Annotated in this window: 19 protein-coding genes; all 19 read left to right on the forward strand. The window is 51.8% G+C overall.

Annotated elements, in window-relative coordinates; all coding sequences use genetic code 11:
* The first annotated feature begins 68 nt into the window (after positions 1 to 68).
* Positions 69 to 1,058, forward strand: a complete 990-nt coding sequence (locus VSQ32_05290; protein MEH2942282.1) for a DUF3991 and TOPRIM domain-containing protein — start codon at positions 69 to 71, stop codon at positions 1,056 to 1,058.
* Between the two features lie 73 nt (positions 1,059 to 1,131).
* Positions 1,132 to 1,422 carry a hypothetical protein gene (locus VSQ32_05295; GenBank protein ID MEH2942283.1) on the forward strand — a complete coding sequence of 97 codons (291 nt, stop codon included), beginning with the start codon at positions 1,132 to 1,134 and terminating at the stop codon, positions 1,420 to 1,422.
* 139 nt (positions 1,423 to 1,561) lie between these two features.
* On the forward strand, positions 1,562 to 1,726 hold the full coding sequence (locus VSQ32_05300) for a DUF3789 domain-containing protein (GenBank protein ID MEH2942284.1): 165 nt from the start codon (positions 1,562 to 1,564) through the stop codon (positions 1,724 to 1,726).
* Positions 1,674 to 2,006, forward strand: a complete 333-nt coding sequence (locus VSQ32_05305; GenBank protein ID MEH2942285.1) for a plasmid mobilization relaxosome protein MobC — start codon at positions 1,674 to 1,676, stop codon at positions 2,004 to 2,006. The genes VSQ32_05300 and VSQ32_05305 overlap by 53 nt, the downstream gene beginning before the upstream one ends.
* A complete protein-coding gene (locus tag VSQ32_05310) occupies positions 2,006 to 3,418 on the forward strand; it encodes a relaxase/mobilization nuclease domain-containing protein (protein ID MEH2942286.1) in 1,413 nt (470 codons plus the stop codon). The genes VSQ32_05305 and VSQ32_05310 overlap by 1 nt, the downstream gene beginning before the upstream one ends.
* A complete protein-coding gene (locus tag VSQ32_05315) occupies positions 3,360 to 4,220 on the forward strand; it encodes a DUF3801 domain-containing protein (protein MEH2942287.1) in 861 nt (286 codons plus the stop codon). Before VSQ32_05310 ends, VSQ32_05315 begins: the two co-directional genes overlap by 59 nt.
* 2 nt (positions 4,221 to 4,222) lie before the next feature.
* Positions 4,223 to 5,086 (forward strand): hypothetical protein, encoded by an 864-nt coding sequence (locus tag VSQ32_05320; protein MEH2942288.1) that lies wholly within the window; start codon positions 4,223 to 4,225, stop codon positions 5,084 to 5,086.
* 18 nt (positions 5,087 to 5,104) lie between these two features.
* Positions 5,105 to 5,302, forward strand: coding sequence for a hypothetical protein (locus VSQ32_05325; GenBank protein ID MEH2942289.1), 198 nt, complete (start codon positions 5,105 to 5,107; stop codon positions 5,300 to 5,302).
* Positions 5,289 to 7,082 carry a type IV secretory system conjugative DNA transfer family protein gene (locus VSQ32_05330; protein MEH2942290.1) on the forward strand — a complete coding sequence of 598 codons (1,794 nt, stop codon included), beginning with the start codon at positions 5,289 to 5,291 and terminating at the stop codon, positions 7,080 to 7,082. Before VSQ32_05325 ends, VSQ32_05330 begins: the two co-directional genes overlap by 14 nt.
* Before the next feature lie 14 nt (positions 7,083 to 7,096).
* A complete protein-coding gene (locus VSQ32_05335; GenBank protein MEH2942291.1) occupies positions 7,097 to 7,462 on the forward strand; it encodes a glutamyl-tRNA amidotransferase in 366 nt (121 codons plus the stop codon).
* A gap of 109 nt (positions 7,463 to 7,571) precedes the next feature.
* The gene (locus tag VSQ32_05340; GenBank protein ID MEH2942292.1) at positions 7,572 to 8,153 is read left to right on the forward strand and encodes an MT-A70 family methyltransferase; all 582 of its coding nucleotides are present in this window, start codon (positions 7,572 to 7,574) and stop codon (positions 8,151 to 8,153) included.
* Positions 8,146 to 8,982, forward strand: coding sequence for a hypothetical protein (locus tag VSQ32_05345; protein ID MEH2942293.1), 837 nt, complete (start codon positions 8,146 to 8,148; stop codon positions 8,980 to 8,982). The genes VSQ32_05340 and VSQ32_05345 overlap by 8 nt, the downstream gene beginning before the upstream one ends.
* 26 nt (positions 8,983 to 9,008) lie before the next feature.
* Entirely contained in the window at positions 9,009 to 9,245 is a 237-nt protein-coding gene (locus VSQ32_05350; GenBank protein ID MEH2942294.1) for a hypothetical protein, read from the forward strand.
* Position 9,246: 1 nt separating this feature from the next.
* Entirely contained in the window at positions 9,247 to 9,699 is a 453-nt protein-coding gene (locus tag VSQ32_05355; GenBank protein MEH2942295.1) for a PrgI family protein, read from the forward strand.
* A 3-nt stretch (positions 9,700 to 9,702) separates the two neighbouring features.
* A complete protein-coding gene (locus VSQ32_05360; protein ID MEH2942296.1) occupies positions 9,703 to 12,036 on the forward strand; it encodes a DUF87 domain-containing protein in 2,334 nt (777 codons plus the stop codon).
* A 4-nt stretch (positions 12,037 to 12,040) separates the two neighbouring features.
* A complete protein-coding gene (locus VSQ32_05365) occupies positions 12,041 to 12,820 on the forward strand; it encodes a site-specific DNA-methyltransferase (GenBank protein MEH2942297.1) in 780 nt (259 codons plus the stop codon).
* The gene (locus VSQ32_05370) at positions 12,808 to 13,212 is read left to right on the forward strand and encodes a DUF6075 family protein (protein MEH2942298.1); all 405 of its coding nucleotides are present in this window, start codon (positions 12,808 to 12,810) and stop codon (positions 13,210 to 13,212) included. The genes VSQ32_05365 and VSQ32_05370 overlap by 13 nt, the downstream gene beginning before the upstream one ends.
* A 25-nt stretch (positions 13,213 to 13,237) precedes the next feature.
* On the forward strand, positions 13,238 to 14,023 hold the full coding sequence (gene srtB, locus VSQ32_05375; protein MEH2942299.1) for a class B sortase: 786 nt from the start codon (positions 13,238 to 13,240) through the stop codon (positions 14,021 to 14,023).
* Between the two features lie 38 nt (positions 14,024 to 14,061).
* On the forward strand, positions 14,062 to 15,888 hold the full coding sequence (locus VSQ32_05380) for a lysozyme family protein (protein ID MEH2942300.1): 1,827 nt from the start codon (positions 14,062 to 14,064) through the stop codon (positions 15,886 to 15,888).
* Positions 15,889 to 15,913: the final 25 nt, after the last annotated feature.

Here is a 15,913-nt window from a genome sequence, read left to right on the forward strand (position 1 = left end):
TAGCCGAGAGGTTTTCATTTACGAAAATCCCTCGGCTAATTCTATTTCTGGAGGTGATTTTTATTTGAATGAGAGCATCTAAACCCTATGTGCAGATTGACCCAGACGTACTTGAGCAGGCAAGGCAGATAGATTTGTTGTCTTATCTTAGAGCCTACGAACCGAGCAACCTTGTCAAAGTCAAAGGCACGACGAACGTCTACTGTACCGCTGAGCATGACAGCTTGAAGATTTCCAACGGCAAATGGTACTGGTGGTCGAGGGGCTTCGGCGGCTATTCCGCCCTTGATTATCTGATGAAAGTCAAGGAATACGGCTTTGTGGAAGCCGTGGAAACCCTCACGGGACAGACGATGGCGGACTGGAAGCCGCCGCCCCCTGCCGTGAAAAAAGACGAGCCAAAGGTGCTGCTCCTGCCGCCGAAGAACAAAAACTGCGACAGGGTGACGGAGTATCTTTTCGGGCGTGGCATTGACTACCAGCTTATCCAAGAGTGTATTGCCGAGGGGATTATATTTGAAAGTGCCGACTACCACAACGCTGTTTTCATCGGGAAAGATGAAAGTGGGACGCCAAAGTACGCCGCCTGCCGTGGCACGATGCGGAGCTTCAAGCGTGACGCATCGGGCAGCGACAAGCGGTATTCGTTTCGCTTGCTGGCAAAAGAGCCGACCGATGCCGTGCATTTATTTGAAGCCGCCATTGATTTACTCTCCTACGCCACCTATTTAAAATGTGAGGGAAAAGATTATAAAGCGGAGAATCTTCTCTCCCTGTCGGGCGTGTACCAGCCGAAGAAAGAGCTGAAAGAAAGCAAAATCCCCGTTGCCCTCACGACTTTTTTGAAAGCAAACCCGCAAATCAAGACCATATTTCTGCATCTGGATAAGGACAAAGCAGGTCGTTTATGTACCGCCGCCTTGAAAGAATTGTTGCAGAAAGACTACCGAATTGTTGATGAACCGCCGCCAATCGGCAAGGACTTCAACGATTTTTTAATGTCCTATCTGGGGATTGCAAGGCAGAAACCGAGCCGTGAAAGGAGGGATGCCCGCTGACTGAATGAAGATTTTCAGTAAGAAATGACCGTAACCATAACAAAATTTCAGACCGAAAGGGGGGAAAGAACGATTGAAAAATTATGAAGTGACCCTTGTCGCCCACTATGCAAAGACCGTTTCCATCCATGCCGACAGCCCCGAACAGGCGGCGGAGAAGTTAAAGACCGTCCTGTTTGACACCGACCTTGTGAAGTTTTCCGACGGGGATTTTGTCTGCGGCGAAGCCGAGATTAACGACCCTATGGAGGACGCAGGGGAAGAAAACGAATCCGAGGGAGAGGATTTTGAGGACGATTGTTGTTCGGGCTGTCCGTGTTTCAGAACGGTGTGTAAAGGATGCTGTTGCGGGGACGGGGATTAAAGACACGTCTTACCAAGCACTGAATTTGGTTATCCATCAGCCGATGGAAACAAAATTCGCTTGTTAGGGGAAAGCTCCCCTAATACCCCGTGGAAAAGACCGCCGCCAGAGTGCGGCAGGAAGAAAGGAGTTTTTAAGGATGAGAGATTTATTGTTCTTCGCTCTCGGCACGACGCTCGGCGGCATGGTCGGCGTGGCGTGTATGTGCGTGTTGCAGATTAACAGGCTCTCCGAGGGAAAGGGGGATGCCAATGCGGAAACGAAACGTGCAGATACTGTTCCGACTGACAGAGGAAGAAGCTGAATACCTCTGCTCCCTTGCGGAGAGGGCGGGGCATTCCAGACAAGCCCTGCTCCAGTCGATGGTCATGGGCTACCGCCTGTGCGAGAAGCCAGACCCAGAGTTTTATAAAATCATGCGGGAGCTGTCCGCCATCGGCAACCGCATCAACCAGCTTGCGGCAAAGGCGAACGCCCTAAACTTTGTGGACACGCCGATGCTCTACGACGAAGCCAAACGGTGGCGTGACTTCCGTCTGAACGTGGGCAGATGCTACCTTGTTCCGAGGAAGATGTCTGGCTGATGGCGGTCTGCGAGATATGGGACGTAAAGGGCAGGCTCGACCACCCCATCGGCTACGCCGAGAACCCAGAAAAGACCGCCAACCCCAAATACACGGATGCAGACTTGCAGGCGATGGGCGACGTGATGAAGTATGCCACCAACGGCGACAAGACCGAGCGTCAGTTTTTTGTCACGGGCGTAAACTGCGACCCGACCACTGCAAGGGATGAGATGATGATGGCGAAAGCCCAATGGAACGACCAGAGTGAAATAGTCTGTTATCACGGCTTCCAGAGCTTCAAGGCGGGCGAGGTCACGCCAGAGCAGGCACATGAGGTCGGCGTGAAGCTGGCGGAGAAGATGTGGGGCGACAGGTTTCAAGTGATTGTGGCGACGCATCTGAACACGGAATGCCTGCACAACCATTTTGTCGTCAACTCGGTTTCTTATATTGACGGCAGGCACTATTACGACAACAAGAAGAACCTGCGGCTGCTCCGCCAGCGTTCGGACGAATTGTGCCGTGAGTATTCCTTATCGGTCATCGAACACCCAAGCGGCAGGAAGAAGCCCTATGTCCTCTGCCAAGCCGAGAAGAACGGTCTGCCTACGAGGGATGCCGTGGCACGGCAGGCGGTGGACGAAGCCATCTCAAAATCGTTCACGCTGAAAGACTTCGACCGCCAGTTGTCGGAAATGGGATACCGCATCAATTTTGACCCCAACCGAAAATACTGGACGATAGTCGGCAAGGGATGGCAAAGACCGAAGCGGCTCTACAAGCTCGGCGAAGACTACACCAACGAGAGGATAACGGAACGCATAAGGGAAAATTCCTATGCGGTCAAGTTCCAGAGCTTTTCCAAAGAACAGCCGCAGGTCAGAGTGATAAAGGTAAAAGGCACATTAAAGGATGCCAAGAAAATCGGCGGCTTGCGTGGGCTGTATCTCCACTACTGCTACAAGCTCGGCATCCTGCCAAAGAAGAAACAACCGAATTATGCAAGGCTTCACTATCTTCTGAAAGACGACTTGCTGAAGATGGAAGCCATTACCAACGAAACAAGGCTGCTCTGCCGCAACCATATTGACACGGCGGGGCAGCTTTTGTCTTATAAAGGCTCTCTGGAATCCGAGATGCAGGAGCTGACCGAACAGCGCAAGGGGCTTTACTCCCAGAGCCGCAAGGCAAGCGGCAAAGATAAAGAATCGGTCAAGGCTCGTTTGTCGGAAATCACAGGGCGCATGAAAACACTACGGAAGGAGGTCAGATTGTGCGAGGGAATCGAAGCCCGCAGCGACACCCTCAAAGAAAAATTAAATGTCATACGGGCAGATGATAAAGAACAGAAAGGAAAGGAGCTGATGAAGCATGAACACAGGCGGCGAAGCGGCGGAGCAAATCGTAAGGATGAGCTTGGAGGGATTTGAGGTCGCAGCCAGAATCACGGGGGCGGGTGCGAAGAACATCGCCATCCTGCTCTACTCCATTTTAAAAGAGGAACAGAAAACTAAAGGAAAGGCAAGGCTCACAAACATGCTCCGCTCTGGGAAAGAACTGAAAGTCTTTACCGTAAAGAGCGGCGACTTGAAGAAGTTCACGCAGGAAGCGAAGAAATACGGCGTACTCTACTGCGTTTTGGCAGACCGTAAGAACAAAGACCCCAATGCGGAAGTGGACGTGATTGCCCGTACGGAGGACGCATCGAAAATCAGCCGCATCGTGGAGCGGTTCAGCCTTGCGTCGGTGGACACCGCTTCTATCGTGACCGAAGCGGAGAAATCGAAAGGGGAAAAGGGAAAGGCGAGAGATGCCAAGACCGCAGGAGAAAAAGACGCAGGGGCAAAGGACGGTCAGCCAGAGCCAGACGTCGGTGTGGAAGAAAAGGCGGAGAAAGACAGGCTCATGGATGCCCTTATGGGAAAGCCCATGCAGAAAGAGGAAAACGCCCCAAACCCCTCGGTGGCAAAGACAGAAAAATCCCCTCTGTCCGAGCCTACCTTAAAGCAGCAAAGGAAGCCCGCAGAGGGGGCTACTATGGCTAAGGCGGAGAAGCCGTCAGTCAGGGAGGAACTGCGGAAAATCAAGGAGAGCCGCAAGGAGCAGGAAGCGGGCGTTTCCCCTGCAAAAGAAAAATCTTCCGACAGGGCGAAGAAGCCGCCCGCAGGAAAGACGGAGCATAAGCAGCCCCAGAAGCGGAAACGGAAACCAAAATCGAAAGGAGCAAGATGAGCATGAGCATTTACGACGTATTCAGCGGCGGCGGCAGACCTTTTAACAAAGAGGAATGGGCGGCGCAGAAACAGGAGCAGCGGAAAGCAGCCTATGAGCTGATAGACACGACTTGCGAAAAAATGATGGCGGACGGAGGTGCGTTTCAGCAGTACCTTGACGTGCAGGGGCATTTTGACCGCTACTCCGTCAACAACGCCATCTTGGTTTCGGCACAGATGCCCGAAGCGACGCAGCTTAAAGACTACGGCAGTTGGAAACAGAGCCGTGCCTATGTGGACAAGGACGCACAGAAAATTACTATCCTTGAGCCGGGGAAAGAGTACGAGCGGGAGGACGGCTCAAAAGCGGTCAGCTACAACGCAAAAGTGGTCTACGACATTTCCCAGACCACGGCAAAGGACAGGCAGCAGCCGCAGGAAGCCAAAACCATGCGGGAGCTTGTGTCGGCGATGATTGACGCAAGCCCCGTTTCCTTTGTGCCAGATGATAAGCTTGAGCTGCCTGCGTTCTACGACAGTTCGCAGCAGACAATCTTCGTCAAGACAGGATTGAATGAAGAACAGCTCTTTGTCAGCATGGCAAAGGAAGTGTCGGCGGCGGTCTTTGACTTCAAGCATAAGGAGAGCCGTGACGCTTCAGAGTTCAAGTCGTTCTGCGTCGCCTATATGGTAAGCTCCCGCTACGGCGTGGACACCAAAGGCTTCCGCTTTGACAATCTCCCGAAAGAGTTTGCGGGCATGGAAACGCAGGAATTTAAGGGGCAGCTTGGCTCGATGCGTGACGTTCTGGGCGAAATCCAGTCGGACATGTATAAGAGCCTTGAGAAGAACAAGCCGCCCAAATCCAAAGAGCAGGAACGCTAATAATCGGAGGTGCAGACCATGAAAGAAGAACGATACCATCTGGCATTGGACAAATACGATAAGAACATCGTCCTCAATGCCCTCAACACCCTGCGGACGCAGCAGATACAGGAGGAACGCCCCACCGAGCCTGTTGACGAGCTGATAAGCAGGGTGGCATTCGCCCCGACCAAGAAAGTAAAGGTCGCCCCGTGCAAGTGCCATGAAGAACGGTGATGATTATAAGGCGGGCTTAATCCTCTCCCTCTGCGGAATCGTGCCTGTCGTGTGGCTTGCCCTGCTGACTGCCCCTTATGTCAGCGGCGGCATCGTGGAGATAATCGGCAACCTGTCCGTGGCAATGGAGAACCCGTTTTCCATAACGGTATGTGAGGACACTCCCAGAATTGTCCTTATTTTCCTGCTTGCCTACGGCATGGGAATCGGCGTTTATTTCTCCACACGCAGGAACTACCGCAAGGGGGAGGAACACGGCTCTGCCAAATGGGGCAATGCAAGTACGCTTAATAAAAAATACCGAGATAAAAACGCATCGGAGAACAAGCTGCTGACCCAGAGCGTCCGCATCGGACTTGACGGGAAGAAACACAGGAGGAACTTAAATATCCTTGTGGTGGGCGGTTCTGGCGCAGGAAAGACCAGATTTTTTTGTAAGCCCAATGTCATGCAGTGCAACACGTCAATGGTAATCTTAGACCCGAAAGGCGAGATTGTCCGTGACACGGGCGGGCTTCTGGAAAAGAAAGGCTATGAGGTGCGTGTGCTTGATTTAATCAATATGCACAAGAGCCATTGCTACAATCCCTTTGTCTATTTAAGAAATGACAACGACGTGCAGCGGCTTGTGACGAATCTCTTTAAGGCGACCACGCCGAAAGGAAGCCAGTCGCAAGACCCGTTCTGGGACACAGCGGCGAGTATGCTGCTTCTGTCCCTCGTGTTCTATCTGAAATACGAAGCCCCGCCAGACGAGCAGAATTTCCCGATGGTGATGGAGCTATTAAGGGCGGGCGAGGTAAGGGAGGACGACGACAGCTATGTAAGCCCGCTTGACGAACTGTTTGACCGTCTTGAGATGGTAAACCCAGAGCATATCGCTTTGAAATATTACCGTGATTACCACAGCGGAAGTGCCAAGACGCTAAAGAGCATCCAGATAACCCTCGCCGCACGGCTTGAGAAGTTCAATCTGGAAAGCCTTGCATCTTTGACCGCCACGGACGAATTGGATTTGCCGTCTTTGGGCGAGAAGAAAGTTGCACTGTTCGCATTGATACCAGACAACGACACCAGTTTCAATTTCCTTGTGTCGCTGTTATACACGCAGCTATTCCAACAGTTATTCTACCTCGCCGACCACAAGTACGGCGGGAGCCTGCCCGTCCACTGCCAGTTCATTATGGATGAATTTGCGAACGTCAGTTTGCCCGATGACTTTGACAAGATTTTGAGCGTCATGCGGTCAAGGGGCGTGTCCGTTTCGATTATCCTGCAAAATCTGGCACAGCTCAAAGCATTATTCGAGAAACAATGGGAAAGCATCGTCGGGAACGCCGACGAGTTCCTCTATCTCGGCGGCAACGAGCAGAGTACCCATAAGTTTGTAAGTGAGCTTCTTGGAAAAGCCACGATAGACACGAACACCTATGGGAAAAGCTCTGGGCGGAGCGGCAACTATTCCACCAACTACCAGATTTCGGGGCGTGAGCTTTTAACCCCAGACGAGGTGCGTATGCTGGACAACCGCTACGCACTTCTTTTTGTGCGTGGGGAACGTCCCGTCATGGATTTGAAGTACGACATCTTGAAACACCCGAACGTGAAACTGACCGCCGACGGTGGGAAGCCGCCGTATATCCACGGCGAGCCGATGCAGGCGGTCGCAACCTTTGTGTTTGGCGGGGATATTCCAAAAGACGCTGTTACGCTTAACCCTGTCAGCACTTCCTATGAGCTTCTGTCCGATGAGGACTTGGAAGAAATATTCAATTTATAAGGAGGATTTACCCTATGAAACTTTTTAAGAAGAACGAGAACAACCAGAGCAAAACAACCCAGAAACTGCCGATGACAGGCAAGGTAAAAAGAGGTTTCCGCTTCTACTGCATGGCGGTACTGGCTGCGGCTCTGATGCTCGGAACGTCCGTGACCGCCTTTGCCGCCAGTGACCCGATTGCCGTTGTCAACAACCTTTCCAATTTCATCTTCGGTCTGATACGGGCGGTCGGAATGATTATGCTCGGCTTCGGCATCGTGCAGGTCGGCTTGTCGCTGAAATCCCACGACCCGTCCCAGAGGGCGAACGGCTTCCTCACACTGGCGGGCGGCGTTGTGATTACCTTTGCGAAAGAGATTTTGACCCTCATCACGGGCTAATCCAAAACAGACTGAAATAACAGACTGATATAAGACAGGGGTAACGGGGCAGATCCGCCTTGCGGAACTTGCTCCGTTATCCAACTTTAAGGATGGAGGTGTTGAAGTTATCGAGAATGTAAAAAAATACAGCATCATTTACGCTGACCCGCCATGGCGTTATGACCAGAAAAATCTTTCTGGGGCTGCGGAACATCATTACAGTACCATGAGCGTAGGTGAAATCTGCAAATTAAATATTGCGGAAGTGGCGGCTGACGACTGCGTGCTGTTTTTATGGGCGACTTTCCCACAATTACAGGAAGCATTGCAGGTGATTAAGGCATGGGGATTCCAGTACAAGACAGTCGCCTTTGTCTGGCTGAAGCAGAATAAAAGCGGGAAAGGATGGTTTTTTGGTCTGGGATTTTGGACGAGGGGCAATGCAGAAATTTGTTTGCTTGCCACAAAAGGGAAAATCCGCAGGAAATCCGCCCGTGTGCATCAGTTCCTTATCAGCCCTCTGCGTGGGCATAGCCAGAAGCCCGATGAAGCAAGGGAAAAAATCGTTGAGCTTATGGGGGATTTGCCGAGGTTGGAGCTGTTTGCCCGTAATAAAGCGGACGGTTGGGATGTGTGGGGCAATGAAGTGGCGTCTGATGTCCAGATAAACATTTATCCAGAAAAAACAGGAGGTGGTCTATGTGTCTGATAACTGGGTAGTCCAGAACTTGGAGAACGCCCTTAACACTTGGAATGAGAAGTTAGCCGAGATATGGCAGCTCATCACCCAATCCCCCGAAACCTTTAAAGGCGGTGCGATATGGAAAGTCATTGTTGACATCCACGGGGCGTTGCAGGCGATAGGGCTTGCCCTGCTCGTGCTGTTCTTTGTAGTGGGCGTGATGCGTACCTGCGGCGACTTTGCAAGCGTGAAGAAGCCCGAACACGCATTGAAGCTGTTCATCCGCTTCACCCTTGCGAAAGGTGCGGTCACATACGGCTTGGAGCTGATGATGGCTCTGTTTAAAATCGTGCAGGGCGTGATTTCCGCCATTATGAAAGCCGCAGGTTTCGGCTCGGCGCAAAAGACCGTGCTGCCGACAGAGATAGTGACAGCCGTGGAGGACTGCGGATTTTTCGAGAGCATCCCCCTATGGGCGGTCACGCTGATAGGCGGGCTGTTCATCACGGTATTGTCGTTCATTATGATAATGTCGGTGTACGGGAGATTTTTCAAGCTATATTTATATACCGCCATCGCCCCCGTGCCGCTGTCCTCGTTTGCGGGAGAGCCGAGCCAGAGCGTGGGAAAGAGCTTCATCAAGAGCTACTCCGCCGTGTGCCTTGAGGGGGCGATTATCGTGCTTGCCTGCATCATCTTCTCGGTGTTTGCGGCGTCCCCGCCCGCAGTCAACCCCGATGCGGCGGCGGTCACGATGGTGTGGGGCTATATCGGGGAATTGGTGTTCAATATGCTCGTCCTTGTCGGTGCGGTCAAGATGGCAGACCGTGTGGTAAGGGAAATGATGGGCTTGTAATTATCCAACAGGAAAGGAAAATTGAAATGAAAAAAGAAACGAAGTATTGCCAGAATTATAATATCCATCTGTTAAATGGAGAAGTCATCGGGGCTTCCGAAGCCTATGACCTGCCTGCTGAAAAAGGGCTGGTAGGAAAATTTGAAAAAGCTGACGATAACGAGATATTTGAAATCGGGGATGCCATTTCTGGATTTGCATATATCCCAAAACGCAGCATCCTCTTTATTTCGACGGGGGATGTCGGGGAGGAGAGGTGCTGATATGGAAGTCAAGATAAATAAGGAAATCCGCAACTACACGGAATCCATGTTCTTCGGGCTGTCGATGCGGCAGTTCCTGTTTTCCGTGCTTGCCTGCGGCGTGGCGGTCGGCTTGTTCTTCCTGCTCCGTGGCAGGTTCGGGACGGAAACATTGAGCTGGATGTGCATCTTGGGGGCTTCCCCTTTTGCGGTCATGGGATTTGTAAGGTACAACGGCATGACCGCCGAGCAGTTTGTGTGTGCGTGGATAAAGTCGCAGTTTCTGATGCCGAAGAAGATTCTATTTGTCCCAGAGAATTTATATTACGAAGCGGTGAAGCAGGCACTGGACGCACATGAGAAAGGATTGCCCGCCGTGCAGGAGAAGAAACGGAAAAAGGGGAAACGCAGAAAAAAAGAACAAAGACAGACGGGCGAAAGCAGCCCAAGAAATCAAGAAAGCGCAAGGAGGTAGATTATGATTAAGACGCTGAAAACGCTGTTCAAGCAGGACAGGGAGAAATTCATCGTGCCGAAGTCGGTGCAGGCGGTCATCCCGTTAAAGACCATGTGGGAGGACGGCATTTTCCTCGTGGGCAGGAACAAATACGCAAAGACATTTAAGTTTGAGGACATCAACTACGCCGTGGCAAGCCGTGAGGACAAGGAAGCGATGTTCCTCGAATACTCGGAGCTTCTTAACGCCCTCGATAGCGGGGCGACCACGAAAATCACGATAAACAATCGCAGGCTCAATAAAGCGGACTTTGAGCAGACCATCTTAATCCCGATGGCGGAGGACGATTTGGATAAATACCGCAAAGAGTATAACAAGATGCTGCTCGATAAAGCAACGGGGGCAAACTCCACCGTGCAGGATAAATATGTGACGGTTTCCGTCTGCAAGAAGAACATTGAGGAAGCGAGGAATTATTTTGCCCGTGTCGGTGCTGACCTTATCGGGCATTTTAACCGTTTAGGCTCGAAGTGTACGGAACTGGATGCTAACGACAAGCTGCGTATCTTCCATGATTTTTACCGCACGGGCGAGGAAACGGCGTTCTCCTTTGACATGGTGCAGACCATGCGGAAAGGACACGACTTCAAGGACTATATCTGCCCCGACTCCTTTGAGTTTGAGAAAGATTATTTTAAGATGGGCAAACGCTACGGGCGTGTGATATTCCTCAGAGAGTACGCCGCCTATATCAAGGACAGCATGGTGGCGGAGCTTTGCGAATTAAACCGTAACATGATGCTCTCTGTTGATGTTGTTCCTGTTCCCACAGACGAAGCCGTGCGGGAGGTGGAAAACCGTCTTTTAGGCGTGGAAACCAACATCACGAACTGGCAGAGGAAACAGAACCAGAACAACAATTTTTCCGCCGTCATCCCCTACGACTTGGAACAGCAGAGAAAGGAAAGCAAGGAATTTCTGGACGATTTGACGACCCGTGACCAGAGGATGATGTTTGCCGTGCTTACGATGGTGCATACCGCAGACACCAAAGAGCAGCTTGACAATGACACGGAAGCCCTGCTCACGACGGCAAGGAAGCATCTCTGCCAGTTTGCCGTGCTGAAGTACCAGCAGATGGACGGTCTGAACACCGCCCTGCCGTTCGGCGTGAGGAAAATAGATGCCCTGCGTACCCTCACCACGGAGAGCCTTGCGGTGTTTATTCCTTTCCGTGTGCAGGAAATCTACCATAAGGACGGCGTGTATTACGGGCAGAACGTCATTTCAAAGAACATGATAATCGCCAACCGCCGCCACCTTTTGAACGGAAATTCCTTTATCCTCGGCGTGTCTGGTGCGGGCAAATCCTTTACGGCAAAGGAGGAAATGACGAACATCATTCTGACCGACCCTAACGCCGATGTCTTGGTCATAGACCCCGAACGAGAGTACGCCCCTCTTGTAAAGGCGATGCAGGGCGAGGTTATCCACATCTCGGCGACGAGCGACAACCACATCAACGCAATGGACATGAACTCTGATTACGGCGACGGTGCGAACCCCGTCATCTTGAAGTCAGAGTTTATTTTATCCCTCTGCGAGCAGCTTATCGGCGGGGCAAGCCTTGGGGCAAAGCAGAAATCCATCATTGACCGCTGCACGGCGAGCGTCTACCGCCATTACCAGCAGGGCAACTATATGGGTACACCTCCGACCTTGCAGGACTTCCGTGAGGAGCTGTTAAAACAGGACGAGCCAGAAGCGCAGGAAATCGCCCTTGCGATTGAGCTGTTTACGGACGGCAGTTTGAATACCTTTGCCAAGCATACGAACGTGGACACCCACAGCCGCCTTATCTGCTACGACATCCTCGATTTGGGCAAGCAGTTACAGCCTATCGGTATGCTTGTCGTCCTCGACAGCATTTTAAACCGCATCACCCAGAACCGGGCGAAAGGCAGGAACACCTTTATTTTCATTGACGAGATTTATCTGCTCTTTCAGCATGAATACAGTGCCAACTTCCTCTTTACCCTCTGGAAACGTGTGCGTAAGTACGGGGCGTACTGCACGGGCATCACGCAGAACGTAGACGACCTCTTGCAGAGCCATACGGCGAGGACGATGCTTGCCAACAGCGAGTTTATCATCATGTTGAATCAGGCGTCCACAGACCGCATCGAGCTTGCGAAGCTCCTTAACATCTCCGATTTGCAGATGAGTTATATCACGAATGTCGGTGCGGGGCAGGGGCTTTTGAAAGTGGGCAGCTCCCTTGTGCCTTTCGTCAATAAATTTCCACGCAATACGGAACTGTATAAACTGATGACGACGAAATTTGGGGAGTGCTAAAAAGATGGCATTTTTGGAAAGGAATTGTGTTTATCCTGCCGACTGTCTGGAAGTGCTGCGGGAACTTCCAGACAGAAGCGTGGATTTAGTGATTGCCGACCCGCCGTATTACCGTATGAAAGGGGACTTTGACTTTGTGTTCCAGACAGTTGCGGAATATCTGGAATGGTGTCTGGCGTGGGCGGGGGAATGCCACAGGATTTTGAAGCCCACGGGTGCGTTTTACTGTTGGGGGAGCTGCCAGATGATAGACAAGCTCTCCACACACGTCTTAGACAAGTTTGGATGGATAAAGCGGAATCTGATTGTCTGGAATTACAGGACGGGGCGACCTGCGAAAGCGACCTATCGGAATGAAGCGGAGTTCTTGTGGTTTTACAGTAACCCCCTGCATGAAATCAACATTGACGCCGTCCGCATCCCCTATGATGAGGGCGGCGAAAAAGACAAAAGGAAAAACCCAAAGGGGAAATCCTGCGGAAACGTGTGGGAGTTTCCGAGGATTATGCCTAATTATAAAGAAGCAACAGGGCATCCCACGCAGAAGCCAGAGAAACTGGCGGAACGGATGCTGCTTGCAAGCAGCAAGGCGGGCGATTTAGTGGTAATCCCCTTTGCAGGCTCTGGGAGCGAGGTAGTCCAGTGCATCAAAAACGGGCGTGACTTTATCGCTTCTGAAATCAATGAAGTTTATGTGGAGAATATCATTCTGCCACGGCTGCAAAAAGAAACAGATTGCAGCGTATCGGCGCAGGAGAAAGGAGGATTTTTATGTCAGAGATAAGGTTTCGCAACGCAGCCCACCGTGATTTTTTTCTGGAAAGTATGATGAAATGCAGGGTAAACGACTGCTATCACAGGGCGTTTTTCTATGTGATGGGGATTGCGGGGGAAACAAGGCAGAACATCAATGCCATGTTCGATTTTAAGACGGACTGCATCAAGCCAGAGGGGATGCACGGCGGATGGCAGACAAGCGGAACGGTCAAGGTCTGCCACCTTGCCTTTAACCTCTGGAACGGTTACGCCGAGGAGGGGCGTGAGAAACTCTTTACGCCAGAGGAATTGTTCTGCTGCGAGTTCGCCCCGTATTTCATGGAGGGCATCAAGGCACGGTATCCCGAATATTGCAGGGATTTACCCACGCCCAAGAAGCAGGCGGAGCATACACGTTAAAATATAAAAAGGAAAGGAAATGCCTATGAATTTTAAGAACTATAAAACCATTCTCTGTACCGCCGCCGCTGTTACCTTTTTAGGAGCAGCGGTTTTTTGCGGCTTTAAGATTTACAGCCATTACCAGCAGATAGACGAGCAGACGGAAGCCTTTGCGGAGATTGCCGAGGTCGTGGAGAACGCCGAGCCAGAGGAAGAACCGCCAAAAGATAAGGAGACGCCCGTCAGCGAGGGCGAGGATATATTGGCAAAATACAAAGAACTGTATTTGCAGAATGAGGATATGGTCGGGTGGATTGCCATTGACGGAACAAGCATCAACTACCCCGTCATGCAGAGCAGGAACAATCCCAACTTCTATCTGAAGCACAGCTTTGAAAAGGAATACAGCGACTTAGGCGTACCGTATATCCAAGAGGACTGCGACATCCCCACAAGCGACAATCTGGTTATCTACGGACACCACATCAAAGGCGGCAGGATGTTCGGGGCGTTGGAAGATTACAAATCCAAGAGCTTTTATGAGAAGCATAAGACCGTCCAGTTTGACACCCTCACGGAGCAGGCAGAGTATGAAATCATCGCCGTGTTTAAAACCGTGGCGTACAGCTCGGAGGGCTACCGCTACTATGATTTTGTCCATGCGGAGAATGAAAAAGAGTTTGATGCCTATATCGGGAAGTGTAAGGAACTTGCCTTGTATGATACGGGCGTGACCGCTGAATATGGGGATAAGCTCATTACCCTCTCCACCTGCGAATACTCGGCGCAGAACGGCAGGCTTGTCGTCGTGGCAAAAAAGGTAAATTGATATGACCGCAAATCTTCTGGGAAAGGAGGTCGGATTTTATGGCTGATATAAAGACCAGAGATGCGGTCAAAGGGACGATTAAGACTTTAGACAAAGCCGCCATAGCAGGCAGTCGAATGAAATCCGCTTACGCCAAAACAAAGGATAAGGCGGAGCAGGGATATTATGCGGAGGAAAATTCCCCCACGGAATATGCCGCCGACAAGGTTTCCCATGCTTCGGGGCGTATCAAGGACGAGGGCATCCACCAGTTTAATAAGCAGGGGCAGAAAAACGCCCAGATTACAAAAGAAAATATCGGTAAGGCGAAAGATAAAATCGCCGATTTTAAGGCAAAGCGGGCGAAGAAAGCCGCAGAGCAGAAAACAATGCGGAACAAGACAGGGCAAAACGCCGTGCGTACAATAAGGCAGGACGGCTTGCAGGAAATACAAGGGACTGCAAGCCGTCCCGCTGTTTCCGCTACTTCTGTTGCTTCTGCCAAGACCGAAACGCCCCAGACGGCGGCAAACTCACTGATAAAGACCAGACAGCAGGGAAAGCGGATGATAAAGACAACCGCCAGAAATGCGGAAAAAACCGTCAAGACCACAGCAAAAGGGACAATCAAGGCGACGGAAAAAGGCGTGAAAACCGCAAAGGCAACATCCAAAACGGCGATTAAAACCACGGAGCAGACCGCAAAGGCGGCGCAGAAAACAGCGAAAGCGTCCGCCAAAGCCGCCCAGAAAGCGGCGCAGACGGCAAAAGCCACCGCAAAGGCGACAGCCGAAGCGACGAAAGCCACGGTCAAGGCGACCATTGCGGCGGTCAAGGCAATCATAGTGGGGACTAAGGCGTTGATTTCCGCCCTTATCGCAGGCGGCTGGATTGCCGTCGTGATTATCCTCATCGTCGTCCTGCTTGGATGCGCCGTTTCCCTGTTCGGGGGCGGCAGCGACAGCACAGCCTATACGCCTGTCAGTGCGGAGGTGGAAGCCTACACGCCGCTGATACAGAAGTATGCGAAACAGTACGGAATCCCCGAATATGTGGAGCTTATCAAGGCGGTGATGATGCAGGAATCTGGCGGCAAGGGCAGCGACCCGATGCAGGCGGCGGAGGGGAGCTTCAATAAGAAATACCCCCATGAGCCGAACGGCATCAAAGACCCCGAATATTCTATTGAGTGCGGCGTGCAGGAGCTAAAAGCTGCCCTTGTTTCAGCCGAGGTGGAGAACCCGATTGACATGGAGCGCATCAAGCTCGCCTTGCAGGGCTACAACTTCGGCAATGGGTATATCTCATGGGCAAAGACTAATTATGGCGGCTATTCCTATGCAAATGCGGTGGAGTTCTCCGCAATGCAGGCGCAGCGGCTCGGTTGGGAGAAATACGGCGACACGCAGTACCCCGCTCATGTGCTGCGCTACTACCCATACGGGCGGGCGTTTACAAGCGGAGGAAACCATGCCATTGTGGAGGTTGCTTTGACGCAGCTCGGCAACGAGGGCGGACAGCCTTATTGGAGCTGGTACGGCTTTGGTGGGCGTGTGGAATGGTGCGCCTGCTTCGCATCGTGGTGTGCCGACCAGTGCGGCTATCTGGAAAGCGGCATCATCCCGAAATTCTCCCTCTGCTCGGACGGTGTGAACTGGTTCAAGGGCAAAGGACAATGGCAGGATAAGAACTATGAGCCGCAGGCAGGCGACCTAATTTTCTTTGATTGGGGGAGCGACGGCTCAATCGACCATGTGGGAATCGTGGAGAAGTGCGAGAATGGAACGGTCTACACCGTGGAGGGCAACTCTGGGGATGCCTGCAAACAGCAGAGCTATCCAGTCGGGAGCGGCTCTATCTACGGGTACGGCTTGCCTGCGTATTGATGGCAGAACGGGTGAAAGAAAAACC

The sequence above is a fragment of the Lachnospiraceae bacterium JLR.KK002 genome (genome assembly GCA_036941025.1).
Classification (GTDB): Bacteria; Bacillota; Clostridia; order Lachnospirales; family Lachnospiraceae; genus Petralouisia.